We start from the raw sequence: 26244 nt of genomic DNA on the forward strand, positions 1-26244 counted from the left end.
CAAATCATTGAGGCCAAATGATGCAGTCGATTTCTCAATGGGCGAAACAGGGTGAAGTAAGCAAATATCTGCATATAGTTCATAAGTAAATAACATCCTTCTCCTTCATTGAATAAGCAAGAAGCATAGGTCCTACGGAGATGAGAAAACGTTTGTCTTTAGCCCGCCAAGTGGAGTTAATTTTGCGGCTAAAATCGTATCATCTTACCTGATACAAAACATGTAGTAAACTCGAAAAAAGCTGAGGCTTCCTTTAGAATCGACTAAAGGTAATTGATATCTCAGGAAAACCTGTTCCGGTGTTTGTACCGAAAACAGTCGATGTTTTATTAAACATTGTGACCTGGACAAGATCAACCCTCCCGAGGGGGGGAGAAATTTCATTCCGATTTGAAGGAAGTTCACGCAAAAAGGCTATTAAAGGAAAGTTCGTTGTATCAGTGAGCCTGTTATAGGGCTCAAGGCTTATAAAGACTGTCCCGACGTTGCCAGTGGCATTGGGCATGAAGTTGAGGGATGGGATACCGAAATCGGCCATAAGGGCTGCTGAATTGAGGAAATCCTCTCCGGGTTTATTCGGAACTTTAAAAGTCGAGTCTCCGGTACTGTCAAACCCTCTGAAAAGTTGGAGGGTATAAGGATTCCCATCGTCCGCCATTGTAATATCGGTGAAAGTACCGGTCGTGAAGAGTCCGCCATTACTTCCCGGTATCCAGTTTTTGCTGTCGGTCAAGTCCCTCCAAGCCGGTCGAGTCATATTACCAAGTGAGTTCTGCGGAGTAGCTACTGTCGGCGGAACTACTATCCACCCTTTCCACTGCCAGCCCCATGCGCTGTAATCCGGGAGACCAAAATTGTCCTGCGAAAAAATATCAATTCGAATTGTCTTCAATGTCGTTCGGGTATCAAATCGAATATCTCGTCTGGTGTACGGATATGTCGTATCAGCCTGCATTACGGAGTCATATCGAATGAATATATGCTGAAACGAGTCAACCCCTATCAGCAGATTATCGGGGCCGTAGTCAATGAGCATTGTATCAGGACGATCGTTAATGATATTGAACACATACTCAGCCTTCAATTCGGTCAGGTTGAGCGTGTCACGCAAAGGCGGAGGTCCAATGATCGGCACAATTTCATCTATACGCGAATTATTGATATTTTCAATATCGAAGGTGTCAAGCAGGGTATCGAGAATACCGCGATAGCTTGAAAACCAGATGCCGGATCCGTCACCCAAGTTTCTATTATTATCTGTAATACCTTCCATATTGAATCGCACGATCGTAGACCATAACCTCTCGCTCAGGGGGAAATTTAGTCGAAGGGTTTGGTCATCTTGTCCGTTAATATTATCGGTGAGCATGATTGAAGCCGGACGGGCCGGATCAGGATCATTCGCGCTATCTTCAACTGAGACAAATACAGATTTAAAGTCAAAAAGGTCGGCCGGTAACGTAAATTGTGAGTTGGTGACCGGTCGGTAATTGCTGTCGAGAAGAATACTTTCAATACTATCTTTCAGGTAAGAAAAGCGGGTAATCGAACGCAAATCGCTGGTAGCGAGATTTGTATCCCTGACCGGCTTGCGGGACACCCAAAGTTCATAAACCATTCCCGGCGGCGGACTCGGAAGCCGTTCGATTTTTAAGGAAAGATTAGTTGTTGAGACAGGGGTCAGGACATCATCGGGCTGCGAGCAACCTGAGAAAACAGCGACGGCTGCCAAAGTAGTCAACAAAGACGCAAAACGAATATCTCGAATCGACATCAAACTCATCCTCCTCCGGAATGACCGGCTCTTGTGAATAAATCCCAACCGTATACGGGCTAAAGTATACACTCCCCCCCCTTCCCTGTCAAGCCTATAAACAGGATTAGGCAAGACTTTAACTGTCAAAACAATGACGCGTATAGGGCTGGCGGCGTTGTAAAGAAATATTTCAATAAGACGATAATATCCCTATCGAATGACTCTATGGAAAAGGGAAACGATTGAACAGGCGAACGATAGCGTAAAGTTCCGCAACTGTCGGGGAAGATCTCTATGAGCTCAGATAGGCACAATAACAAGAACCAAAAGACTGACGATGATCGTCTCGATTTCATTATCACAGAAGCAAGTAATGCAAGTCCTCATGCCTTTGCCGGGGGGTTTTCCTCCGACCAGGACGAGGATGACCTGGCAATAGAGTCCAGCGCTGGATCCGCAGCCGCTCAAGGAAAGTCCAAAGAACAGGCACCGTCAGCCCGGCCAAAGACCGAATTACGTGACTCAATTATTGGCAGCGAGTCCATCATGGGCTCCATGAACTCAGAGCCGCCTGTAGTCAAAGACGAACGAAATCCGTCCAAGCCGGGTACAAACCCGAATAGTCTCCAGATGGTTACGTCTAAACTAAAAAAACTATCAAATGACGAAGTGAAGTCTATTGAAAGTAATCTCTATGCTCCGAATTCATATCTGAGCGAGGACGAAAAGCTTAACTTATTGAGAAATATCGAAGGCGGACCCAGGCCTTTTGATAATTCTCCAATCGTTCCTACAAGGAGCCATGCCTCGTCCGAGCCTTCCAATGCTGGTAACCAACGTCAGCAAATTCAAAGACAGAAAATGGCTGAGCGCCCTCGAGGCATTGCCTATTTCACCAAAAACTTTATACAGCTTGTCGGCAGCCCTGAACTCCATGATATGGACGAGTTAGTGGTCAATGACCGCCATTACCAACTGCGAAAGAAACGATTCAGCCAAAAAACAGTCATTGTGGCAGCCTCATCCATGGCGGCTCTGCTCATGTTTTTTGTCGGTACTCTTTTCACATCAGACTCAGGCAGTGGAAAAGGATGGGTCACCGGAATCGCTCTTGATGAAAACCGCCAGCCTCGTTTGGTTGGAGCATCTGTAAATTTCCCAGACCTCCGTATCAGACTTGTAGCCAATGGCGAAGGCTTTTTTAAGACAGACATGGTCCCGGCAGGAAGCCATAAGGTTGAATATATTGTTGACGGTCAAATTGTGGGACAAGACTATGCCACAGTCATTAATGGAGAAATTACGGCCCTTACCCTCGTTCACACCTTAGGATCGACAGCGGCCGTCCCTCAGGAAACACGAGATATTGCCTCTACTGAATTTAGTGATCCAGCCGATGTTGCAAGCCCCTTTGACGGCAACATGGGAGAGCAATCCACGCAAAGACGACCAGCGGGTCAAGCATCCAGCAATCATTCGCAAAACTCAGCCCCCGCAGAGCATGCAAGCCTCCTTCTCGATGCCAATTTGGAAGATGCCCGGCTTTCGATTGACGGTGAAGTACTTGGATCCGGAAATCTTACCTACGCCCGAATCACACCAGGACGGCACAAATATGCTGTTTCAAGGGAGGGCTACTTAACATCGACAGGCACTATCGAACTTGAATCAGGCAAAACAACCAGACTCCAAGCCGAACTTGTTGCCGAAAGAGCTCAGACGGTTGCAACCCAAAAGCCGAGCGGAGATGAGGGTCACCTCTCCTCTGGACTTGAGGCTCAAAAGAGCGGCAATCACAATCTTGCAATTGCGGAATTTACATCGGCAATAGAAGCAAAACCCAGCTTTGGGGCGGCCTATTTTGCGCGGGCGGAATCCAATGCCGCTCTCCAAAATAAGAGCGCCGCAAACGACGATTATATCCGCGCCGCTGAGATTTCCGCAATGAAAAAAGATTATAACGGCGCTTTAACTGCATATTCGGCTTGCATTAAAAATGACAACAAATTTGTCGGTGGTTATTTGGGACGTGCCAATCTCTTTTTGACCCGCAATGAGACGATCGCGGCGGTCGCCGATTTCGAATCAGTTATCAGCCTTGACCGCCACGGCGCCCGGGCACATGCCGGTCTCGGCGAGGCTCGTTATAGCCAAGGAAATATCAAGCGAGCTTTGAAACACTTCAAAGACGCGCGTTCCCTTGATCCGAATAGTAAAGAAATACTTGAAAATTTGATGCTTGCCTATATGGCCGACAGTGATTTCAAGAATCTGAAAAAGACCTACGAATCATTCGAAAAGCTCGCCACAGCCGAGGAAGTCAGCCGACTACGCTCAAGCAGAGATTTCGCGGCAATCGTTCAGATAATTGATCGGGATCTTTAATCGCACGAGCAGATTTTATTGACCCCAACACTCCTCGACTATTTTCCGTAGAAGCCTCCCTGTGACCTTGTCACAGGGAGGCTTTTCTGCCGTGTGGAAATTATTTCGTTCTTGTTCCCTCCAATCCTTCTTGCTATACTTCATCCATAAAATATGCTCACTTTGTTCTTGCTTACCCTGAGGATAATTTCCATGCACACAGCGCGAAAAACAGTTGGCATATGGCTTGTTCCATGCCTCATGCTTACCGCAGTCTTGGCTCACGGTCAGGAATCGAAGCGGCCAACGACAGTTCTTGACTCAAAGAATTCAATCCCGGACATCGCGACATTTCTCCAAATAGGAGGCGCTACCACGGCGGACTACTCGTGGGATGGAAAAGACGTCTATTTTCAGTCATCGATGTCAGGCGCTCCACAAATCTATTTGCTCAACGAACAAGGATGGCCCTCTCAGCTGACAACGTTTGAGGACGGAGTTGTCTTCTTTTTTCTGTCACACGATGCAACAATGGCAGTTGTGGGAGCAGATATTGGCGGAAATGAAAATGCCCAGCTCTATTTGATGGATATCAAAACCGCCCGCTTGGTCAGGTTGACCGAAGACAACTCCATCAGATATGGCAATACTGTGTGGGCTAATGACGATAAATCCTTCTTTTATCGATCAAATGAAGAAAATAAAAAGGACTTCTTCATCTATAGATTAGACATCACTACTGGCAAGTCTGTCAAGGTTTTCGGCGATTCTCTGAAAACACCCGGCTCGAATTCAGTGGAAGACATGTCTCCCGATGGCAATTTCCTTCTCGTAAGCACGTACACATCGAATGTCAATTGTGACCTCTCCTATGTGGACCTGCGTTCCGGCGGTTACCAGCAAATCACCAGGGATTCGACGGAGGTGCTCTATGGCTCGCCCGAGCTCATGCCCGACAATAAGACGGTCATGCTTACCTGTAACGACAACCCTGAAGGAATTTCGAGCCTTGCGGACCTGAACATTGCCACATCGGCTATCACCTTCATGAACGATGGTTGGATTAGCCCACTCTGGGATATAAAATCGCTCAGCGTTTCGCGTGACTTCAAATACATTGCCGCTCTCGTAAATGAAGACGGCTATACGCGGATTAAACTCCGTGATCTAAAATCCAAAAAAGAAATTGCACCGCCACCTCTTGATGGAATAATCAGCGGAGGAAAATTTGATAAGAATGGCGGGATACTCTTTTCATTTGATGGAGCAACCCGCGCCTCCGATGTTTGGCGCTGGGTGCCAGCAACAAAAAAACTCGAACAGTTGACCTTTTCAATCTATGCCGGAATTGACCGCGAACTCTTCTCTGATCCTCAATTAGTCCGCTACAAAAGTTTCGACGGGCTTGAAATCCCAGCCTTTCTTTATTTGCCGAAGAGCCACACCAAAGGAAATCCAGTTCCATTTATGGTCTATGCCCACGGCGGACCCGAAAGCCAGTTTACTCCGAATTTTTCTCGAAACTTCCAGTACATGCTTCTTAACGGCTATGGCATCCTGGCGGTCAACCCTCGCGGCTCAAGCGGCTACGGAAGAACGTATTTGTCATTGGACAATTATAAGGACCGAAAGAATTCCCTGAAAGACTACAAGGCAGGCATCGATTGGCTGGTTAACGAAGGCTACAGTAAATCCGGCATGATCGGCATTCAAGGCGGCTCATATGGCGGCTATGTTGTTTTGGGAATGATAACGGAATATCCCGATCTGCTCTCTTCAGCGATTTGCGCTGTCGGAATTGCCAACTTTGAAACCTTTCTCAAAAATACCGCGTCCTACCGAAGAAAACTTCGCGAGGCTGAATATGGCCCACTTACCGACTCGATGTTCCTTCGTGAAATCTCACCAATCCACAAAGCGAGCCTTATCAAGACCCCTCTTTTGGTTGTCCATGGAGAAAATGACCCGCGTGTTCCAGTTGATGAAGCTCGTCAGATTCTCCAGGCTATATCAAGTCGAGGGGGGATCGTCGATTCACTTATATTTGCCGATGAAGGACATGGCTCGGCGAAACGATCGAACCTGATAATTCAGTATCGGAAATATATTTCGTTCATGGATACATATCTGAAAGGACTTGCGGTCAAGACCGAGACGCACTGAAATTCGAGTTACTTGTGTGCGGAGAGGTTACCATATTTGTTGTTTCGTCAGGTCTTGCTTATGTCTGAGAGCAGAGAAGAAATAAGTGTGCCCTGACGGCTCTTATTTCGTGGCTGGTGTTCGCCCCGCCTCCTGCGGGCTTGAAAGCTCCGTGCACCTGCAAAGCCCCCATGGTCGTTACGAGGAACGAACTGACGAAGCAATTTCATTAATTCTTTATCTGTGACTCGGCTATCCACGATTCTGTTTTGAAACGCTCCAATAACTCATCCTTAAGCCGCTCCGCTTGAGCAAGCGTCCCAAATCTTCCTATGCGGATTCGATATCGTTTCATTCTTTGACTATTAGTTGCCTGCATGAATGGGTGGTATCCTCTTTCTCTATAAACCGACAAGAGTGTATCGGCATGACTCTTGGATTCGGTGCTTGCAATTTGGACAGAGTAGATCAAGGAAGTACTGACTATCGTCGACAAGTCAACCGGCTCATCAGACCTTGTAGCCTCAGCACTTTCTGCTTTCGCTTGTGTTGTTCTATTAGATACCAAGGAATCATTGACGGTCGAAGCAGGCACTACGATTAACGCCATCTGCGCAGACAACTGCTCAGGAACACTCGGACTTGAGATGGTGTCGCTTCCAGCGGACTTGGATGCGGATTCAACGGTCTCTTGCTGAAGAGTGTCTGAAATCAAAAAAGCCGCCTCTGTGGGATCTGGGGTTTTGGCCTCCTCCTCTGCTTTCATCTCCTCAAGTTGGGCTTCCAGACGAGCGGCTTCTTTCATTTTCTCTGAACAGCCTCCAAGTATAACACCGATTGCGGCTATTTTCAGACAAGCCTTAAAACTGACCGACATCATAGTATATTCTGCCTTCTTGCAAATATTTAGCGTATCTTTGTTGACGTTGTCGAGTGTAGATTGCAAGCAAAATTCAGTCAACTTAAAATTACTGAACGACGAGAATAAAACGTTGAAGAATCAACTCTTTTTGTATAATATGAGCTTCGACTGGAAGAAAATATGAAAGTATTTGAAAGCGTTCTCGATTTAATCGGCCATACTCCCCTGCTTCGTCTACGGACAGGAATCCCCACAAACGGCCCTCGTGCCTATGTAAAATTAGAGTTCCAAAATCCAACCGGTTCGATCAAAGATCGGATGACGCTCTATATTCTTAAAAAAGCAATGGCCGAGGGACGTCTTTCAGCAGGCGATACGGTAGTCGATAATACATCAGGAAACACCGGCTCGGCGCTGGCGATGGTTGCTGGCGTGTTCGGACTCAAGTCGATACTTGTCACTCCCGAAAAAACCAGCCAGGAGAAAGTGGATCTCATCAGGTCCTACGGAGCCGAAGTCATTGTCACACCGACTGAGTGCGGGCACAATGACCCGCGCGGCTGCTATATGGTCGCGAGGAGTTTGGCAAAAGAACACGGCTATTTCGATCTTGACCAGTACAATAATCAAGTCAACGTCGAAGCTCATTACCACAGTACCGGCCCTGAAATTTGGGAAGATACGGATGGTAAACTGACTCATTTTATTGCGGGAATCGGCACCGGAGGGACTTTTTCCGGCACAGCCCGATATCTGAAAGAGCGGAATCCGAAGATAAGAACAATTGCGGTCGATCCCGAAGGCTCAATTTTTGCAACGTATATCAAGGAGCGTCGGACTATTGACGGCCATACCTACAAAGTTGAAGGTATTGGCTCCGATGTCGTTACAGAAGCCCTTCATACCGACCTTGTCGACGATGTCATAACTGTTTCGGACAAGGATTCATTTAATCGCGCACGGCTCATTGCTCGTGCCGAGGGGATCTCCGGTGGCGGGTCTTCGGGGGCTATTGCAGTCGCGATGGAGCAGATAGCAAGAGATTTGGGGCCTGAATCTGTTATCGTAGGGATATTCGCCGATGCCGGTATCCGCTATCTCAGCAAATGTTACAACGATGATTGGATGCGCGCCCAGGGATTTTTGCCCGAACTTGAGCCCGTATATTAAACAGATGACATACCGCAGGCATATTATCGGTCACGCTCACATTACGCTTTTGGTATTGGCCGCAGCCCTGTCGTGGCCGTCGCTATCGTACGCCGTAGCCGGCAGCCTTCGGCCGATCGAGCCGATCTTTGATTTTGGCGAGGTCGGCATTGACTATGATTTGCACCACCCTTTCCGCTTGGTGAATATGGGCACCGTCCCAATCAAGATCGATTCGGCAATTGTGACCTGTGACTGCTCGTATGTTCAGCTTCTCGATTCTGTGGCGCAACCCGGGGACACACTGACAATCTTTTTGAAGTTTAACACAAAAGACTATTACGGGAAAACGTCAAAGGCAATTCATGTCTACACCAATGAGAATAAGTTTACCCAGTTTGACATCTTTTATTTGTCGACTGTGGGTCAGTGGTTTTACAATCTGAAACCCACTCCATTGAATGCTTTTTTTCTCGCCGCCCACACAGAGAAAACAATCACCCTTGCAAACCCCCTGGTAGAGGGATTGACACTCAGCGCTATCTGTCATTATGATACCCTTTACACCGTCACACCCCTCCAAAATGAGGCCGACGAAGGCGAAAAGATCGAAATTACTGTCACACCGAAGCCCGGTCTAAAGGCCGGCACATACGTCTCAAATTTTCGACTCGGCTTTACTATCCCCGGGGCGGTTGACACACTCTTTATGAGTGTGCCGGTCAAGATCGTCAGATATTAGACTCTCTTTTTTCAGGAAATAGACTATTCAATTAAACATTATTGAAAAGTCGGGATAAAGAGCTTGACAAATTACGTAGCATTCTTATTTTGGAGTTGTCGAGGGTGCCTCTCTGCTGTCCCTGGGAAGTTTTCTTAGCCCCCTCTTCCCAACCAGACGAGCGCCCTCTATTTTTTTGTCTAAAAACAGAGGGCGTATTTCCTAAGAGCTAAAACGAAGCTTAGTTTACATCCGAATCGATGTTTTCTTTGTACTGAATTTGTCCAGCAAAACCTTCAATCCGACGTAGGTTCATATTAAGTTAATCAAAGGAAAAAAATAAGGCGCCACCCAGATTCGAACTGGGGAATAAAGGTTTTGCAGACCTCTGCCTTACCACTTGGCTATGGCGCCCAATAAAAAAAAAGAGCGGGAAACGAGACTCGAACTCGCGACAGCCACCTTGGCAAGGTGGTGCTCTACCAACTGAGCTATTCCCGCTTTTTAAAAGCCCCGTACGATTGGGCTGTACATAATATAATCGGTTCTACCGTTTGTCAATATGTTTGACTGACTCTTATTTGAACAGATTACATCGACTTACCGTCTGCTCCCGCCTTGTTTTTTTACCATCTCGTCGGCAATTTGGTCAAGTCTCGGCAAGTACCACGGCACAAGCTTTTCGAGCCAGCGGTGGTGTATCTCTGCCCGCTCAGGTTCGTTTAATAGTCTCCTAATAATATTCAAATCCTTATGAGCTTCGTAGATTGTGGAATCCTGAGCCACAACATACTCAAGCAGCGGCAGGGCGTTGTTCAAATCGTTGAGCATTAGATAACTGAAGGCCTTGAAATAGAGTGTGTACAGATAATACGGTTTTGGCGAGACCGAAAGCGAGCTGTCGTAGTACGCAATGGCAGTGCGGTGATCTCCACGAACATATTTATCCAAACCGGTTTTAAGATATTGCACATATTCAACCGGATAATATGGCACAAGCTCTCCGACAAAAGGCTTGGTCTTTTTAAACGCAGTGACAACCGTTCCCGATGCCGCCTTCGGTAACTCAGGATGGCTTTCATAAAACCAGCCGATCATTCGATATGAATCCGTAAATTGTCGATAGAGCATGATTGCCCGCTCGGCTGGCGCCGATGGCTTGACCCCGGTAGAAAAAACAATATATGTCGGCTCACGGCCCAGCAAATAGGCGCTGTTGTGTTTTTGTTCGCGCCATGATGTCGACATTCCTTTCATTGGCTCTTCGGAGTAGCGCGCGATAGTCGAGTCGGTCAGGCCAAGCATATCAATGATTTCATGGCCGAGCAGGGCGTAACCAAAAATACCGATGGTTGAAACTGCGACTGAGAAATTGGTTTTGTCTGTTGTCTTCATCTCATTGGCGATGAAGAGCTGTTTCTTAGTGAAGAGTTTTTCACTATTGTTGTAATCGGCTACCGTCTTGCGCGGCATGACGATGGTAATCGCCACCAGTGGTACTGCAAAGGCGATTGCAACCAAGGCGACTCGACGTTTTTTGAGACTTCCCCATAAAAACCATCCTACCGCCGCCACGAGAATAGCAGCGGGTCCGAAAAGCGGCAGGAAAAAGCGATGGACTTTAAGTACATCCCCCCCAACAGCAATAATATATAGTATGTAGAATATCACAAAGAGCCACAGAGTTTTGATTGCTGGTGTCCAGCGTTTGAAGAAGAAGAGTAGCGTCAATAATCCAAAGCCAAAGAACGCATAATCCTTGAAAAATGTCACCGCATAGGCAAGGCCGCTTTTGAAATGCGCGATATCGGCGGACGTCTTGGCAAAGAATGGATTGGGCAAAATCGAGCCGTAGTAACCGAGTTTGAAGCCGACGAAGGGAAGCGACAGAACAAATGCCGCTGCCGCACAGCGAAGCGAAAAGAGCGGAACCCGGCGCTCTATTATTGCCTCAATGAGGATAAATAAGCCGGTCAGCACCGCTCCCTCAGGACGAAGCCAGACGGCTAAAAGCAATGACCAGATAAGTAAGTGATTTCGGTTAAGAAACCAATAGAGCGACAACATCGCAAAACAAGCAAAGGCAGCGGTCTCAAGCCCCGCGGGCGACCAATAGGCGAGCGACTGGTTTGCGCCCACCAGCATGGCAGCGACAAAGCCGAACCATTCCCCGTTCTTTTCAAAGACGACGAGGGCAATACGATAGGTAAGAACTATAACTCCGGCGCCGAATAGTAGACCGCATACCTGCGAGAGAAGAATGTAATCGAGTTTCACGCTCCCTAATAGTATAAGCCACACAGCCCAGCCAAAATTTGTTATGCCCTCTACACGTTCGCCGATATTGAAAACAAGCCCGTCACCATTGAGAAAATTAGCGGCATAGCGATAGGTGATATAGGCGTCATCCTGGATAAACCAGAGTGTTGCGGAGAAGAAGATATAGAGCGCCAAAGCCGGAAAGATCGGCCAGAATCGGCGAAAGAAATCAGTCATAAGAATAGTGAGCCGGCTGTTTCTCTGTGAGAATTTTTTGGAATACTTTTAAGTAATTCTCAGCCGAAACATCCCATGAGAAATCCTTTGCCATGCCGTTTTTCATCAGACAGTTCCACACCCGCTTTTGTTTAAAAACATCCAGCGCCTTGTCAACGGCCTCAAGAAGCGCGAGCGGTGTGTACTCGGTGAATAAAAAACCCGTCCCTGATTTTGTTGTCGGGACAAACTCTTCAACGCTGTCTGACAGGCCGCCGACTTTCCGTACAATCGGCGCAGTTCCGTATTTAAGCGAATACATCTGATTCAGTCCGCAGGGTTCATAGCGCGACGGCATCAGCAACATATCAGCCGAGGCTTCAATTTTATGGGCAAGCGAATTATCAAAAGCGAGAATTGCTCTCATCTTATCGGGATACTTCTGCTGGAGGGCATGCAGTAAATGATGATATTCCTTGTCGCCTACACCAAGAACGACAAGCTGAAGGTCGCGCGAGAATAGCTCTTCGGCTGAGTCCCCAAGCAGATCAAAACCTTTCTGTGCGGCAAGCCTTGAGATCATACCTACAAGAGGAACATTTTCCCTTTGGGGTAAACCCATTGATTTGAGTAGTTCGGTCTTGTTCATTCTCTTTCGTGTGAGATTAGCCGGACTGTATGTGAAGTTAATGTGTGTGTCTCGCGCCGGAGACCAGTCATGGTAATTCACCCCGTTCAGGATACCGGTCAAGTCATGCTTTCTCTGTTGAAGCACACCTTCCAGACCAAACCCGAACTCCTCGGAGCTAACTACTTCTTTTGCATATTGAGGTGATACGGTTGTCAGATGATCCGCTGTCATTATTCCGGCTTTGAGAAAATTAACTTTGCCAAAAAACTCAAAGGCGCCGGTCACGGCGTAGAAAAGCTCTTTTGGCAATTTTAGAGCCGAATACTTTGCGGCATCGAAGATTCCCTGATAACCAAGATTATGGATTGTTAAAACTGTTTTTGAGGCGCTAAAAAAGCCATCGGTCTGATACTGATGTGTGAGCAGTGATGGAATAATTGCCGTCTGCCAGTCATTGAGATGAATGATGTCGGGAGTCCAGCGCATTGCCCTAACACTTTCGAGGACAGCCCGGCTGAAAAAGATGAACCGCTCGTCGTTGTCAAAATAATCTTTTCCGCTCAAGTGATCCTGGTAGAGGCCGATTCGGTCGAAATAGCGGGCATTAGATACAAAATAATAGTCCACCGCTCCCATAGTTGCTTGGAATATGTCGGCTCTCTCCGAGCCGTGCAGCCCGGGGATGGAAAAGGTCTGACCTGATGGTTTGAGTTGATGGCGTTGTCCGTCGATGACTTCATAGCGCGGCATAAAGACTTTGACATCGTGGCCAGCTTTTGCAAGCGACTTCGGCAAAGCACCAAGCACGTCACCAAGACCGCCGGTCCGGGCAAAGGGCGCGGCTTCGGACGTCACCGCAAGGATTTTTAAATTAGACATTATCCCCGGCGACTTTAGTCTCGGGCATCATCCGATACCGGCTGACATCTATCGCCCGCAAAAAGGCCGCGGCGTCCTCGGGCGCGGTCGGATTTATAAAAAATCCGGATCCCCATTCAAAACCGGCCATCTTCGTCAATTTAGGAATAATTTCAAGATGCCAATGGAAATGGTCATGCGACTCTTTGGAGACCGGACGTGTGTGAAGCACATAGTTAAACGGCGGGTTATTGAGGGCAAGATTCAGACGAATCAGGGTGTCTTTAAGACAGGCCGCAAGTTTTGCGTATTCGAAATCTGACATTTCCAGAAAGCTCGACTGATGTGTTTTGGGTATGATATGGGTTTCAAATGGAAAACGTGATGCGAATGGCTCATAGGCGATAAAGGCATCGAAATCGCTTACAATTCTTTCCTGATTTACAATCTCCTGCCTGATGATGTCGCAAAAAATACAGCGTTCCTTAAAATCAAAATATCGCTTTGCGCCGACTATTTCTTCCATGACCCGCTTTGGCACAATCGGCATGGCAATTAGCTGGCTGTGGGCATGTTCAAGCGATGCCCCTGCCGCCTCGCCATGGTTTTTGAAAATAAGAATATACTGAAAACGGCTGTCGCGCTCGAGATCGGTCATACGTTCGCGGTATGACCAGAGCACGTCATGAATTTCATCGATGGACATATCCATCAGATCACGCCCGTGATCGGCCGTCTCGATAATGACTTCGTGGGCGCCGATTCCATTCATACGGTCATAGATGCCCTGCGGCTCGCGTGAGAGATTTCCTTCAATTTTGAGCGCTGGATACTTGTTGGGAATGACCCGCAATCTCCAGCCCGGACGGTTCGGCTCGGAGTTAGTACGGCGGTAAGCCATGATCTCAGGCGGGGTAGCATGTTCATTCCCCGGGCAAAACGGACACATCTTGGCCTCGTTTGTGCGCACGACTGAAGTAAACGATGTCGGCCGTTTCCCCCGCTCAGTAGAGATGATTACCCAGCGGCCAATGATAGGGTCTTTTCTTAACTCAGGCATCTATTCTCCCATAAAAAAGAAACATAGGAAAGGGACTCACGCTTGTCAATATACGCCTCAAGCTCAATGCAAAAACTGAAAGAAAAATTCGGGACTATTCGAATATCAAAAATTAATTACACCCATGTTGCTATCGGTCTTAGCCGCCAACGCTCTCAAAACAGTCTTCTCTCGTTCGGTGAGGGTCTGATTGCGGCGTTCGGTTGTCCGTTGCGCGGTCTCAACTGCCTTGTCAACCTCATACTTCTGATAACTGCCGGTGTTGCCCCAACTGAAGGATGGAATTTCCTTGTCGGTTACAAGCGAGCCTCCGAAGATATTACAACAGACACCAATGTTTATCCCGGTGTTGAGCAAAGTCCCAATGCCAAATTTGGTGTGATCCCCAATGAATGAGCCAACTTTGATTGACCCACTGTCAACAGATTGGCCGTTCACGGTCAGGCGTATAGTTGAATAGTTATTTTTCAAATCCGAGTTGGTTGTCATGGCGCCAAAATTGACCCATGAACCCACATAGCTGTGACCAATAAATCCCGCATGATACTTGTTCACATACGACTGAAAAACTGACTCTTCGACTTCCCCACCCACTCGACAGGTGTGACCAATCGATGATGCTGCTATTTTTCCGGCCACAATTACGCTGTTTGGCCCTATGGCGCATGGACCATAGATCGCCACCTGTGATTCTATCTTGCAATTTGCGCCAATATAGATTGGCCCCTTGCTGGCGTCCAGCACTGCCGACGGGAGAACTATTGTTCCTTCTCCGATATATAGTTGGTCGGACTTAAGGATATGGACACCATCGCGCTTGATACTCTGTGAGGTGGTTGGAAAAGAAGGCCTTAGGACAGCAAAGTCTTCAGTGACTTCGCGCTCAATATCGGCCATTATTTCCCAGGTGTAGTTGTAGAGTGTGGCGCGGGTGTCGAAATCGACAATATCGTTTCCCTCGCGTTTGCGTTGCGCGGCGTAATCTGACGGTATCGCGAGTTTCGCGATCTTCTCAACTGACTCTCCCTTGAATAGCGCGGCGACAACCTCACCGTTTTTCTTAAAACAGCAGGATATGCGCGAGCCTCTAATCAGACCGGGAAGGTCGCCGTAGTCGCGGATTCTTCCATTGAGAAAGAGAACTTCATCCAAATCTCCCCGTTTGATAATATTCACAGGGAAATCCCGATTCTGTTCGGCAGTCAGTGGAGAAATCAGATCACGAGCCGAAAGGCAGATATGAGCATCAGGGAAATATCTTGTAGCCCTCTGAAACAGAGGTACGATACCGGCCCGAAGGGTATAAACCGGACGAAGGTATGTCAGTGGGTAAAATTGGGTGTATTTTGAATCTTCAAAAAAACAAATTGTAATCGACATATTCTTATCCTATCACTCTCCATGATAATATCGGAAATAGATATGATATTTTCACTTAGTGAAATCTATCGGGAAATCAGCCATTTCTCGGCGTATTGGTCAGCAGTCTGCTTATCTACCAGATACTCAACCAGCTGGAGGGCAAAAGGAATCGCCGCTCCGGGTCCCATTCCCGTGATAATATTGTCATCGACAGTCACTATTTCCCCACTGACAATTGCGCCGCTTGCGGCAAGCATGTCGTTAAATGTCGGATCGCCGCTGGAGCGTTTCCCCTTAAGAATTTTTGCGCCTTCGCCGAGAACATGACTTGGCGCCGCGCAAATAGCCGACACCATTTTGTGCGCGCTGTGATGGCGATGAACCAGCATCATGACTTTTGGATGTTTGGACAAGGCTTGGGCGTTTACTCTGCCACCCGGGAAAACAATGCCGTCATATATAAAATCGAGGTCAATTTCATCGATTGACTTATGAGGCACAATAGTAGTTCCGTACGCACCTTTCGTGGGGCCTTTAACAAGACTCGCGATTGTGACTTCGACTCCGGCGCGATTTAATATATCAATGGGCGCGACTGCTTCCATATCCTCGAAACCTTCAGCCAAAACAACTAAAACCTTCTTTGACATCGTTCCTCCTCTGAACTTCGCTTTCCATTATACGATACTGCGCTCAAAATGGAAGCGGCATCTTAAGTCCATCTAGTAATCGGCTTTGAGAAATGACCGGAAATTACGCTCGGTCTCTCTCATATTGTCCGAGCCGAATTTTGCAAGAAATGCCTCGGCACAAACCAAGGATGCGACCGCTTCGCACACAACGCCTAATGCCGGTACCACACACGTATCTGTCCGTTCTACCATGGCCTCGGCAGATTTCTTGGTAACGACATCAACCGTCCGCAGCGGCTGAGTGAGCGTCGATATCGGTTTACCAGCTACGCGAATGACAAGGTCTTCGCCGTTAGTTATTCCGCCTTCAAGGCCACCTGCGTTATTTGTCTTTCGAAAGAAACCTTTTTGGCGCGGATGTTTTTTCAAGTCATAATAGATCTGGTCGTGAACCTGAGAACCAGTTCTTTTTGCGGCTTCGAAACCAAGTCCGATTTCCACACCCTTGACGGAGTGGACCGACATAAGCGCCGATGCAAGCTGGCCGTCGAGCCGATGGTACCATTGTGAAAGCCCACCCAAACCTGCCGGCAGACCGCTGACAATTAACTCCGCCACACCGCCAAGTGAATCGGATTTCTTTTTTGCAGTGCGGATTGCTGAAATCATTTTCACGGCGGTAGCTGAATCGACACAGCGAACATCGGATTCCTCGGTGATGCTTCTGAGTTTCTTCATCGGCGGGAGAACATATCCTTTTGGCAGACTCACCGCGCCGACAGAAACCACATGGGAGAATATATCAATCTCAAAATGCTCAAGCAACTGCCTTGCCAGTGAACCAACTGCAACTCGAGCCGCAGTCTCCCGCGCCGATGCCCGTTCGAGCACATTTCGTAGATCATGATGATCCCATTTTATTCCGCCCGGCAGATCGGCATGGCCAGGGCGCGGACGAACTGTATGTTCGACAAGTCTTTTCTGTTTTAGACCAAGGCTCTTCCCTACCGGGGCAAGCGGATCCATTATCTCAGTCCAATTCACCCAGTCGCCGTTTTTGATTACAAGAGTGATTGGTCCGCCCATTGTCAGACCGCCCCTAACGCCTGAGGCTATTTCGGCTTGGTCATGTTCGATTTTCATCCGGCCGCCGCGTCCGTAACCCTTTTGGCGGCGGGAGAGCTGGAAATTGAGAGCATCTGGATTTATCGCAAGTCCTGCTGGAAGGCCGTCAATAATGGCGGTCAACTGCGGACCATGTGATTCGCCCGATGTAAGGTATGTCAGCATGGGGTTAATGGTAGCGATTCAACGCCCAGAGGTCAATAAGCGGAATGGTCAGGATTTTAAGGATTCAACCTCTTCCGGCATCACGATGCCGGATTCGCTTTTCATCTCAGTCATTCGAGCAACGATTCGGTCATCGATATTCATTGCCTGCGAGGCATTGAGGAATTTGATGTTGTCGATCGGCGAAACTTCCTTCATCTCAGCCAGAACCGCGACAATTTTACGGATTGAGTTGTCTATGGTGTCAAGATTACTATCCAGTCCCGCAAGTATCTCATCTTTGCGTCCTTTTTTGAGCATCATCCGAAGAATCTGGGATCGACCATAAACCGCCATCGCAGCATTGTTCTGATAATGCGATAGCGTGGCCATGGCGATGTTTTTTGATTCCAGCATTCCCTTAGCATGTTCTTCGGCCAGAAGCTTTTGACTAAGTTCCTGACGCTCTTTAAACAGGTTTTCGACCATAAGGTAAGTTTGCCAAAGCTCGCGGTTCGAACGAACAAGCATCTCTTCGATACTGCCGATGTCAATATCAAGATATTCCGCCACACTCATCGTGCATGTGACAAACGAATTGGAGAGCTCCGTCAGCCGCGCATGAGTAACTCCGATATTATCCCCAAGCCTCTCAATTTTTAAAGACCGGTTTTCCATATCGGCGACATACCCGCCAATGGAATCATTTGTCATCAAACAGGCCAAAGCGATAAAATTGCTGACCGGGACTTTGTTTGTAAGTGTCAGCGGCGAATGATGGTCTCGGATCGCGTTGGCGATAAACTCCGGCAAACGCCAGCGTGTGGCAAGGTGATAGCCTACTTCGCAATGGTCTATCCCAAATACCTCGACTTCTGCGGCCAGCAGCGATTTTGCCTTCACCTTCTTTTCTATTATTTTCCTGTATTCAGATGGGTAGTGGTGAAGGAAGAAGATAATTCCCATCTGATGAAGCAATCCCGCAATAAATGCCTCTTCGGGCGCTTTGTACTCAACCTCGCGGGCAATTTTCTCTGAAGCCGCGGCAATCATCAATATATCTGCAAAAAACGTTTTGGCATTGACACCGGCAACTGCTTCCACCTTTTCTGGTCGAAAAACCGAGGTAGACAGGGCTAAACATTTTACTGTGGTCACCCCGAGTACCTGCACGGCCTGATTGACGGTTTTAGTTTTACTAAAACGATGATAAAAAGAAGAATTCGAGAGTTTGAGAATGCGCGCAGTCAGTGACGGGTCTTTGAGAATGATTTTTGCAAGCGAGTCCGCAGTAAAGTTCGGATTGTCAACTTCGCGCAGAATCTCCGACAAAGCCTGCGGTAGCGACAATAGCTCACCGCTGTTTCTGATTTGACCAATTATAGAAAGTTTGTCCATCAAAGTTTGTCCATCAAAGTTTGTCCATCAAAGTTTGTCCATCAAAGTTTGTCCATCAAAGTTTGTCCATCGCCGCCCTTAGCCTTGTTTAATATATAATCGGCATTTTAGGCCGCTTATTTAGAAGGCAATTCGAGAGGCGAACGGTTTATTTTTTGGAGGATTTTAACAGTAACGATGATTGGACAAGATCAGTCAATTGCTCGATTCGAAAGGGCTTTCTCAGGACATCCTGTATCCCTGCCAACTGAAGCTGGGCGGTATCCAGTCCTTTTTCCCAACCCGTCACGAGAATTATTGTCGTCTCGGGCTGAAGCTTCTGAAGACGTCGGCCGACTTCAAGTCCAGAAATATCGGGCATGGCCAGATCAGTAAAGACAATATCATACCGTATTTTTGCGGCCAATCCGAGCCCCTCTTCACCTGAATTTGCCCTATCGACCTGATATCCCATCGACTGGCACATGGCGACTATCAGGTCTAATATTAGCGGCTGATCGTCGATTGCGAGAATCCTTACCGATGACTGCCGTGGGATGACAACACTCACAGCGCCTGACGTCCCTTTTATGGGAAACTTGAAAGAAAGAAATGCCGGTGTCGGCCCGACCTTGTCCGCGGCAATGTAGGCGGTCTCATCGGCGACATCTCTCAGGAATACATCGGTCGGCCGTTCAGTGAATGCCTGTTTGAGGCTTTGGTAGCTCCCAATATCAGCTATTCTTGGTATGGTCGGAAAGTTTTTGCGATGGCGCGATATGTCAAGGTAAACGAAACTGTCAACTCTATAGAGCGAAACGGTCATCACATCTTCCTCGGCCGCAAAACCTGTAAAGCGGTTGAGAATATTTTCAAACAGCATACGTACGGCATTGCTTGAAAATTCTATGAAAGCGTTATCGAAATGCTTGACTGTAATCTCTCGCGGCCTTCCCCCCGCCATATAGAGATCCCCCGAGATGCGGCACTCTTTGAGAACGCTGTCTATGACGGCATTCAGGGTTTGATCTGGCGATACCGTGACCTTGGAAGCATTATCAGACTGCGAATCTTCCCCCGTGCCGATCATCGCCGTGAGCCTTGAGTTTTTAAGATCCGCCGATGCCCTCTCGGCTTCCTCAATTATCTGACGAAGAGATTCCGTTATTGCCGCTGGGAGATTATCGACTTGCTGAGCAAGTTCTGCTTTGCCAATCACTGCCGCGAAATGATTATTGAGATTGTTGACCAGTGATTCATGAAGCGCAGGTTGTGTGAACGCGTCAAGCGACGGCTCCTGCTCGAGAGTCTCGCGTACAGCCTGCATTGTCAGCCGCAGCGAATAGAGACCAGAGGCCAAAGTCAGAAGCCGTTCCCATTCGGCGCGTTCTGCCGGATCGAGATCATACATGTAGACAACAAGCATTCCGACAACTGAGCTCAGCGCAGAAACCGGGACAATTGCCATGTACGATGGGACTCCCCGTTCTCCATACAATCGTTTTATCGAGCTGCCGTTCACAGCATCGTACTGTTCCGTCTCACGCATCACAGCCGCCTTACTGTTTAAAAAAGATGGCCGCCCGGTCTGGAGGACCTGGGATAAGCTGCTCTCGCCGGATTTAAATAATATCTCGTTTACGGAGGAGTCATCAAGATTCAGGCCAAAGACGCATTGGCATTCGCCGTTATTTGCCTCCGATGATAAGAACGAAAGAGCAATCGTTCCCTCGGGCAAAAGAGAGGCCATGTGAGAAAAAAGTCGGCCTGGGTCGGCAGAAAAAGCCGTGACGGGAAACTCCGGTCCAAGCAACTGTAGAATTTTGTCTATACCCCGACGGTATGCCAGCGTCATCCGGCGGCTTTCCTGTCGGTCGATGGCAAGAGTCGCTTGACCGGCATACATTTCAAGCGCCTTGAGGTCTGATTCGGTAATTTTGAATGGTGTCGATTCCCGTCTCAGAAGCCATAGATAGCGAGTGTCCTGAACTGCCAGAGGATATACGAGATTTGAATACAGCAGACGGCTGGTATTGTCCGTTGCCGTACCTTCCTGATTGATTACCAGCGGACGATTTCGGTCGAAGGCATCGATAAGAGCCGTTTTGAAGCTTTCAGAAAAATCCGTAATCGGCTCGCTTCCGCCAATTATACTTACACTGCCATGCTTGAGCGAGCACAGATAAACTGACTGGGACGCCACAACACCGACCATATTTTCGCAGATGGCATTGAGCGGGTCAGTGGCGCCGAGAGCGCGAGTCAGCGCGCTCAGTTTGGACGAAAGCTCCTGCTTTTCCAAAACCGAAGTCTGTATCTCCTGACGCAGCGAGGCCAATTCTTTACCAAGCCGGGTTGATTTCATTTTTTCCGACAACCAGCCGGCAACCGGTGTCAGACCAGAAATATCTCCTTCGCCGAAGTGATTTTCTTGCTCTGCCAGAAGCAAAATAACGCCAATCTTTTCGGATCCGGAATAAAGGGGCAAGGCCAGCGATGAATAGAAGCGCACGAGAAGATGCTCGCCTGATGAGTCGGCAATATCAAACTGTCCACCGATGAGAGCCTCTCCCTCATCCAATGCCTGCGAAGCAATATTTTCTGCAAGCGGCATGTGCTCCATCAAGGCTGTTTCCTGCTTTGTCAGATGAGCGAACGAAGTCAGCACAAACTCACGTCTGGCGCGATTGAGAAGAAAAACCGCCCCGGCAGTCCCTTGGTAGTTGAGTAAGATTTGTTTCAATGTCCGTTGGAGCAGTTCGGTGAAGTGATATGGTTGCCGTGAATCAGTCTGTAACTGTGAAAGAAGCCCGACTTTTTCCTCGCGGATTTCGAGTTCTGTCCGCCGGGTCTGCCAGAAGTCCGAATAGAGCGCCAGACCGATCACGGCAAGCGAGACTCCAGTAAGAAAGACTATCAACTCAAGAATATCGACAATGGGATAGACCCTCGGGACAAAAAGATCAGTATACTGGACGCTCGATGAAATAATATTCCAGGCCGCAAGCAGGGAAAGGAGAATACCTCCTGAGAGGAATGAGGTCTTTCCGCCGATATGTTTTGTTGAAAAAAAGCGAAGTCGGTAAATGAGAAAAATAAAAGTCGAAATCGTAACGACACATACGACGATGGCAATCGCCCAAGGAGTCATTAGTTCAGCTCCGCTGGTTCGCCATGAAGTGTGAAGGCATCCGCCGCAGTAATGCGAAGCGGCACCACTGAGCCAGCTGAGACTGAATCCGATTGAAACAGAACTGTTTTATTTGTTTCAGTTCGTGCCCGCATTGACTGCTCGCTCCGGCGGGATGTCCCCTCCACCAGACATGGCCTGACTTGACCGCGCTCGTGCTGATTGCAGTCGTAAGAAATCTGCTGTTGGAGTTTGATAAGTTTATTCAACCGGCGAATTTTGTCGGCCTCAGGTACATCATCGAGAAATTCTTTGGCCGCGGTGGTCCCGGGGCGGACTGAATATCGGAACATGTACGCGCTGTCGTAATTGACCGAGCGAATCACCGACAACGTCTGTTCAAACTCTTCTTCTGTTTCAGTGGGAAATCCAACAATAATATCTGTCGTAATGCTGACATAGGGCAGTTTTAGTCTGATAAAATCGACCACCTTCAAGTAGTGCTCTACAGAATAGAATCGCCCCATCTTTCGTAATACCCTGTTCGATCCTGACTGAAGCGGCAAATGAATATGCGGCATGATTTTGGGATGGTCAGCCATTATCTGTATCAGTTTCTTGGTGCAATCTTTCGGATGCGAGGTCATATAGCGAACTCTGTGTATTCCTGTTTCATTCGCCACACGGGCAAGCAGATCGGGAAAATCAACCCCCTCAAAACGATAACTGTTCACGTTCTGGCCGAGAAGCGTGACTTCGACAACTCCTTCGTCGACCATTTTTTTAACTGAATCAACTATATAATCCACCGAATGCGAACGCTCTTTACCCCGCACATACGGAACAATGCAGTAGGTGCAAAAGTTGTCGCAACCGCGCGAAATGGTGATGAATCCCGCATACGCCGATTCGCGTATCGGCTGGATCATGTCCATGTTCTCGTGCCCGAAGGCGGTCATCACAGAACTAGTGCCTTCGTTATTCTCCAGCACGTCGGGTAATTCAAACAGCCGGTCTGTGCCGAGAACATAATCGACATGCGGGACTTTATCTTTAAGAGCTTGGCCAAGTCTTTGCGCCATACATCCGACCACGGCAACTTTCATCGATGGCCTCAAACGTTTGTACTTGTATATTTCCCCAAGCCGCCCATACACTCGTTCTTCGGCTTTTTCCCGCACCGAACAGGTATTGACAATAATTAGGTCGGCCTCCGATTCGTCCTCTACCATTCTATATCCGCGAGTTTTCATTGTGGCCGCAAGTGTCGAGGAGTCGGCGACATTCATCTGGCAACCGTAGGTTACAATATGGAATGTCTCAACTTTATCACTTTTTGCAGGCATCGCGAGTCTTAGCTGTGGATTTTCGAGAATTTTAGCCATGGTAGATTATATCACTTTTGTACTCAAAAACAAGCTAAAAGGCCTTTCAAGCCAACTGCCTGCTTGGGTAATAAAAAACACACCGCGGAGAGACCGCGGTGCGTGAAATCGGTAATGCAGGACACTTAGAACGGATTCCCACAGGGAATCGGTCCTCCAATGAAGAGGTAGGCTATTAAATAGGTCACATCGGAAATGTCCACCATATTGTCACAATCAAGATCTCCCACAAGAAGTGTCGGCTGAGGAGCGCTATTCAATTCACTTAGAAACAGGAATTCAATCATATCTGTCAGATCTGCAATGTCAATTATACCGTTATAGTCCACGTCACCATGAAAACGCCAGACCAGAAGTGCGACAGGGTAGGCGACTGAGTCATTTGCTGCGCCGGGAGCAACAACATACAGAGTGTCATAGTATTGGCCGAAAACATAGCCGGGAGCGTCCGCAACTGCATCGAGTTGACCGGGTACATTGCCGCTGCTGATTGATGGAGCCAACCAATCTATCTCATTATTCAGATGCCAAGGCATACACCCACCGACAGCATTGTCAATGTCAAAGACATCAAGAATGGCAGGTCCGGATTCCTCCTGATAGGGAACAGTCAGCGAGTTCGTTGAAAGCGATATGACTGGCGGCTCAGTACCTGTAGAAACCGTATACTCAACTATCACAGTTTTGGGATTGTTCACGGCATTAACGCCAAAAATAGTGAGAGAATCATAATAGACGCCCGGGGGAAATCCGCTGTCGATAGCCGAAGTGGCGCTGACAAGGAACTGATCGGGAGCAATACCATCGACATGGTTGAGATAGAAATAACTGCTCGATGCCTGTACATTCAGTTCAAGCGGATTATCCCCTCCGGTATTAGTCACAAATAGTGTGTCGCTGTCAAGCGGCACCTCTCCTTGCGAACAGGCAAAAACGGTAAGCTTTACAGTATCGAGATTTGTAGCGATGACAGCCGGAAATGCGGTGTAGCGAATATGCGTTTCCGCTTCCAGTGGCGTATTCACCGCATCGTCGGAGCGAATTGTGATCGTATCGTACACGTCAAGACCTTCAAAGGCGCCAGAGTATTTGTATGTTACTGTTATTGTTAGTGGAGCTATTCCCGTGTCGGGGATGATCGACTGAATACGCGCTGAATTCTCCGTAATTTTAAATCGAAGGTTTCCGATTCCGCCATTAAGGACTTCAAATGTCTTCGTAAAAACGATTGGGCTCGATGGATTTTGAACAAAAAAGAGCGGGTTAGGGTTCGTCACAATAGTTGTGAAACTTGTTCCGATTGAAAATGAAACCGGAACTTTAACTGGATTATTCGAGGCCGCCGGGTCGCTCACAATAATCGTGTCGACGTAATCACCCTGCAGAAGACCCGTGGTGTCAACCGAAACTGAAACCCCCGCCGAGTCAACTCCAAATGATGGAGACAATTGTAGCCATGTTTGGGAATTCGTTGCAGTCCAGTTGAGTGTTTGTCCTCCGGTATTTTTGACAATCAAAGTCTTGGAAGGAGGTATCCCTTGTCCAAGGACGCCGGAGAATATAAATGAACTCGGCAACGCGCTTATAGTCGGGGGGGGCTCTATAAGTGACAATTTCACATAAATCTGCTGCGGGGAATTCAACGCTCCAGAAGCCTGGACACGTATTGAATCAAAATAAACTCCTGGAGGTAATCCTGAAATATTGGTTGAGACGTTGACATTTAGGGGTGTTGTTCCTGATGAGGGACTCTTGAGAATCCAAGAGACGCTTTCTATGAGCGAAATAGCCAGCGGATTGCCGTCCGACGTTATTGAGACTACTTGGCTGGGAGGAGCCGGACTGCCCTGAACTGCATTAAAAAAAACAGTGTCTGGAGCGACACCAATGTTTGCCGGCGGTTCGTATGCGGTATCATACACGACTTTCTTGCCAAGCCAATACGGAGCATAAGTTTGGTTCGCCGAGTTTATGAATTTGAAAATCGTGCCCGTGTTAAAGGTGAGAGTATCAAGGAGTATCGAATCAGATACAGTCCAAGTCGCCACCTTGAAATAGTACGTTGCCCAGAGACGACGAGTTGGCGCTTTGACAACTCCGTTTCCGCTTATCCTAACTCCGGCAAAAAGAAACTGGTCATAGACGTTTGTCGTGTCCACATTACTCTTAAAGTAGAGAAAGCGTTGAAGATTAAATGAAGACAATGCAAGTGGTGATTCCTTGGCGCTGTCCATCGACAGGACAGGATTTACCCATCTGAATCCAACAGAGGAACTAACGACATCATCGCTATCATTAAAAACCCAGAGCTGCATCTCAACTTTCTTCTTATTTGTCGCAACATCAGGAATGACGGCCATCACCATTTCCATTGAATCAGCCGTGCCATGATCGTTTGGGCTCTGAACAAATTGTGAGCGAGCAGAACTTCCGCCCAATACAAACAAGACCGTCGCAATCAGAAAAAGAACTCGTTTCATCTTACTGCCTCCATGCTACCAAATGACCGTTCTCTTACGTTTAAATGAGTTATCGAGAATTTCACGTGTTACCTCGATCCTATCTATGCGCCCTCTTGCAACCATACTGTCCACATAGCCCCACTTTCACCCCAGCAGGCAACCCCCACACTCTGCAAACAAACACAAGACCGGCCATAAAATCAGCCAATCACATCCCCTTTCCATATTATCTGGAATGTGAGCGACTGTCAAGCTTTAAAAGGATTTTTACTCAATGAATGTGTTAGGATATGATGAAGATTGGAGGTGGTGGCCCGACACTCTAATATCCCTTCGCGCGGGACGCCGCCGACGGGTACTCTCTCTTTGCGCGGTCCTCCGTGGTGGATGCCCGACACGTCGAGACAGTCAGGCAGAGACGCCCGATATTCGCCAAGATAAAGATCACACCGCAAGCAGTGTGGTACAAGATTAGACGCCCGACACCACATAATCATTCCCGTCACAATGTCAATCCCTCAAAATGTCATTCCGGCGCAGGCCGGAATCCAGGGTAAATAGAAGTGCAGTCAGGCGCCCCCGCCTGACTGTCTTCTTTTCTATTCCGTC

General features: G+C 48.0%; 16 protein-coding genes and 2 tRNA genes. 4 read left to right on the forward strand and 14 right to left on the reverse strand.

The window, feature by feature from the left end:
• Positions 1 to 253: 253 nt before the first annotated feature.
• Complete coding sequence (locus tag SGI97_04135) at positions 254 to 1774, reverse strand: hypothetical protein (GenBank protein MDZ4723080.1); 1521 nt, start codon at positions 1772 to 1774, stop codon at positions 254 to 256.
• Between the two features lie 276 nt (positions 1775 to 2050).
• Here SGI97_04135 and SGI97_04140 point away from each other — a divergent pair, with 276 nt between their 5' ends.
• Both SGI97_04140 and SGI97_04145 read left to right on the forward strand, forming a co-directional pair.
• The gene (locus SGI97_04140; protein MDZ4723081.1) at positions 2051 to 4141 is read left to right on the forward strand and encodes a tetratricopeptide repeat protein; all 2091 of its coding nucleotides are present in this window, start codon (positions 2051 to 2053) and stop codon (positions 4139 to 4141) included.
• A gap of 192 nt (positions 4142 to 4333) precedes the next feature.
• The gene (locus SGI97_04145; GenBank protein ID MDZ4723082.1) at positions 4334 to 6283 is read left to right on the forward strand and encodes a S9 family peptidase; all 1950 of its coding nucleotides are present in this window, start codon (positions 4334 to 4336) and stop codon (positions 6281 to 6283) included.
• A gap of 208 nt (positions 6284 to 6491) precedes the next feature.
• Here the strand turns inward: SGI97_04145 and SGI97_04150 are convergent, their stop codons facing one another.
• Positions 6492 to 7142, reverse strand: coding sequence for an SPOR domain-containing protein (locus SGI97_04150; protein MDZ4723083.1), 651 nt, complete (start codon positions 7140 to 7142; stop codon positions 6492 to 6494).
• A gap of 162 nt (positions 7143 to 7304) precedes the next feature.
• Here SGI97_04150 and SGI97_04155 point away from each other — a divergent pair, with 162 nt between their 5' ends.
• Both SGI97_04155 and SGI97_04160 read left to right on the forward strand, forming a co-directional pair.
• Positions 7305 to 8294 (forward strand): cysteine synthase family protein, encoded by a 990-nt coding sequence (locus SGI97_04155; GenBank protein ID MDZ4723084.1) that lies wholly within the window; start codon positions 7305 to 7307, stop codon positions 8292 to 8294.
• A gap of 4 nt (positions 8295 to 8298) precedes the next feature.
• A complete protein-coding gene (locus SGI97_04160; GenBank protein MDZ4723085.1) occupies positions 8299 to 9015 on the forward strand; it encodes a DUF1573 domain-containing protein in 717 nt (238 codons plus the stop codon).
• Positions 9016 to 9336: 321 nt separating this feature from the next.
• On the opposite strand, the gene SGI97_04165 is transcribed toward SGI97_04160, so the two are convergent.
• The 12 genes from SGI97_04165 to SGI97_04220 form a co-directional block, all read right to left on the reverse strand.
• Positions 9337 to 9408: transfer RNA gene (locus SGI97_04165), tRNA-Cys, on the reverse strand.
• A gap of 14 nt (positions 9409 to 9422) precedes the next feature.
• Positions 9423 to 9495 (reverse strand) — tRNA-Gly (locus SGI97_04170).
• Positions 9496 to 9594: 99 nt separating this feature from the next.
• Positions 9595 to 11490, reverse strand: a complete 1896-nt coding sequence (locus SGI97_04175; GenBank protein ID MDZ4723086.1) for a tetratricopeptide repeat protein — start codon at positions 11488 to 11490, stop codon at positions 9595 to 9597.
• Positions 11483 to 12979, reverse strand: a complete 1497-nt coding sequence (glgA, locus tag SGI97_04180) for a glycogen synthase GlgA (protein MDZ4723087.1) — start codon at positions 12977 to 12979, stop codon at positions 11483 to 11485. The genes SGI97_04175 and glgA overlap by 8 nt, the downstream gene beginning before the upstream one ends.
• Positions 12972 to 14018 carry a galactose-1-phosphate uridylyltransferase gene (gene galT / locus SGI97_04185; GenBank protein ID MDZ4723088.1) on the reverse strand — a complete coding sequence of 349 codons (1047 nt, stop codon included), beginning with the start codon at positions 14016 to 14018 and terminating at the stop codon, positions 12972 to 12974. Before galT ends, glgA begins: the two co-directional genes overlap by 8 nt.
• A 105-nt stretch (positions 14019 to 14123) precedes the next feature.
• The gene (locus SGI97_04190) at positions 14124 to 15398 is read right to left on the reverse strand and encodes a putative sugar nucleotidyl transferase (protein MDZ4723089.1); all 1275 of its coding nucleotides are present in this window, start codon (positions 15396 to 15398) and stop codon (positions 14124 to 14126) included.
• Between the two features lie 65 nt (positions 15399 to 15463).
• The gene (locus SGI97_04195; protein ID MDZ4723090.1) at positions 15464 to 16030 is read right to left on the reverse strand and encodes a DJ-1 family glyoxalase III; all 567 of its coding nucleotides are present in this window, start codon (positions 16028 to 16030) and stop codon (positions 15464 to 15466) included.
• Positions 16031 to 16102: 72 nt separating this feature from the next.
• Positions 16103 to 17302: a chorismate synthase gene (gene aroC / locus SGI97_04200; protein MDZ4723091.1), complete on the reverse strand. Its 1200-nt coding sequence runs from the start codon at positions 17300 to 17302 to the stop codon at positions 16103 to 16105.
• 48 nt (positions 17303 to 17350) lie between these two features.
• Positions 17351 to 18679: an HDOD domain-containing protein gene (locus SGI97_04205; GenBank protein MDZ4723092.1), complete on the reverse strand. Its 1329-nt coding sequence runs from the start codon at positions 18677 to 18679 to the stop codon at positions 17351 to 17353.
• A 148-nt stretch (positions 18680 to 18827) separates the two neighbouring features.
• Positions 18828 to 21809 (reverse strand): response regulator, encoded by a 2982-nt coding sequence (locus SGI97_04210; protein MDZ4723093.1) that lies wholly within the window; start codon positions 21807 to 21809, stop codon positions 18828 to 18830.
• On the reverse strand, positions 21809 to 23173 hold the full coding sequence (miaB, locus tag SGI97_04215; GenBank protein ID MDZ4723094.1) for a tRNA (N6-isopentenyl adenosine(37)-C2)-methylthiotransferase MiaB: 1365 nt from the start codon (positions 23171 to 23173) through the stop codon (positions 21809 to 21811). Before miaB ends, SGI97_04210 begins: the two co-directional genes overlap by 1 nt.
• A gap of 125 nt (positions 23174 to 23298) precedes the next feature.
• Positions 23299 to 25653 (reverse strand): hypothetical protein, encoded by a 2355-nt coding sequence (locus SGI97_04220; GenBank protein ID MDZ4723095.1) that lies wholly within the window; start codon positions 25651 to 25653, stop codon positions 23299 to 23301.
• Positions 25654 to 26244: the final 591 nt, after the last annotated feature.

It is taken from the genome of Candidatus Zixiibacteriota bacterium (genome assembly GCA_034439475.1).
Lineage (GTDB): Bacteria > Zixibacteria > MSB-5A5 > GN15 > FEB-12 > JAWXAN01.